Raw genomic sequence first — 752 nt, forward strand, 5'->3', positions numbered from 1 at the left:
CCCTCACGCTTCCCGCCGACCACCACCGCGCGATGCTCGAACACCGACCGCGACACCACCAGCGACGACCCCACACCCAACGGATCGAGATCGCCATGCGCGTCCAGGTGCGCACCCAGACGACCCGCCTGATCCCGCAGCGCCTGATCGGTCTTGCCCGAGACCACCCACGGCACCACGCCCCCCGCCCGCGGCTCGGCCTGCGGCGTCTCCGGCCCCTGCTCCAGGATCATGTGCGCGTTCGTGCCACTGACCCCGAACGACGACACCCCCGCCCGGCGCGGATGACCGTTCTCCGGCCACTCGGCCGCCTCGGTCAACAACTCCACCGCACCCGACGCCCAGTCCACGTGCGAGGAGGGAGTATCGACATGCAGTGTTTTGGGCAGCGTGCCGTGTCGCATCGCCATGACCATCTTGATCACACCCGCCACACCAGCGGCAGCCTGGGTGTGACCGATGTTCGACTTGATCGACCCCAAAAGCAGCGGCCGATCCTCGTCCCGCTCCCTGCCATAGGTCGCCAGCAACGCCTGCGCCTCGATCGGGTCACCCAGCCTGGTGCCGGTTCCGTGCGCCTCGACCACATCCACCTCGGACGGCGACAGCCCCGAAGCGGCCAGCGCCTGGCGGATCACCCGCTGCTGCGAGGGACCGTTCGGCGCCGTCAAACCGTTCGACGCGCCGTCCTGGTTGATCGCCGAACCACGAAGAACCGCGAGCACCTGGTGACCGTTGCGCCGCGCGTCCGA

General features: G+C 69.3%; 1 protein-coding gene. It reads right to left on the reverse strand.

The features are described 5' to 3' along the window. Nucleotides 1–752, reverse strand: a 752-nt coding sequence (locus AC5L38_RS44290) for a ketoacyl-synthetase C-terminal extension domain-containing protein (protein ID WP_495248836.1), incomplete at both ends; no start/stop codon positions are given.

Source organism: Streptosporangium nanhuense (assembly GCF_059358815.1).